At 75.6% G+C, this 973-nt stretch carries 1 protein-coding gene; it reads right to left on the reverse strand.

The features are described from left to right. The coding region (hemG, locus tag IH13_RS0119815) for a protoporphyrinogen oxidase (protein ID WP_063837466.1) at positions 1-973 on the reverse strand (973 nt) is incomplete at both ends.

Here is a 973-nt window from a genome sequence, read left to right on the forward strand (position 1 = left end):
CCCGCCGATCCACCGGGTGACCACGGTGTCCACGGGCCGGGCCGCCAGCCCGGTCGCCTCCGCGAGGGCCCGCAGCGACACCGCGACCAGTTCGGAGTCCTCGCGGTGCAGATGGTCCTCCTCGCCGTAGCGGCCGACCGAGGTGCGCAGCACGAAGAGGTCCGGAGCCGCCTCGGCTACCCAGCGCCACTTGTTGCTGGAGAAGGTGGACGCCTTGATGGCACGCCCGTCGACCGGCGGCACGAGGAAGCCGGAGCGGCCCGCGAGCGCCTCGGTGCCCTCGACGTCGGAGCGCCGGAAGGCCAGGGTGACCAGGGCCATCGAGGCGTACTCGACGGCGGCCAGCTCGACGGAGGCGGCCGGGCACTCGGCGGCGAGCAGGGTGGAGGCGGACCAGGCCGGCGCGGCCATCACCACGCCGTCGGCGGCGATCACCCCGGTCTCGGTGCGCACGTCCCAGCCCCGCCCGCCACGGGTGAGGCCCAGGACGGGGGTCCCGGTCCGGATCTCGGCCCCTCCCGCCCGTACGGCGTCGGCCACGGCGCCCGGCAGCGTACCGATGCCGCCGGCGATGCCCTGGAAGACCGGTCCCGTCTGCTGCCGGGCGGCGGCCCTCTCCTGGATGCGCAGGACGCCGTCGAGGAGCGAGCCGCCCTCCCGGGCCGCCTCGAAGAGCTGCGGTACGGCGGCCCGCATCGAGATCCGGTAGGCGTCGCCCGCGTACACCCCGCCGAGCAGCGGCTCCACGAGCCGGTCGACGACCTCGCGGCCGAGCCGGTCGGCGACGTAGGCGCCGACCGCGACGTCGTCGCCGACGGCGGTCGGGGTGAGCTCGCGTTCCTCGGCGATGCGGGCCAGGCCCTCGGGGGAGAGCAGGCCGCTGAGGGCCGCCGGGTCACCGGGGACGCCCATGACGTGGCCCTTGGGCATGGGGCGCAGGGCGTCACGGGTCCAGACCTGTCTCTTATACACA

The organism is Streptomyces sp. NRRL WC-3549, from assembly GCF_000721935.1.
Taxonomy (GTDB): Bacteria; Actinomycetota; Actinomycetes; order Streptomycetales; family Streptomycetaceae; genus Streptomyces.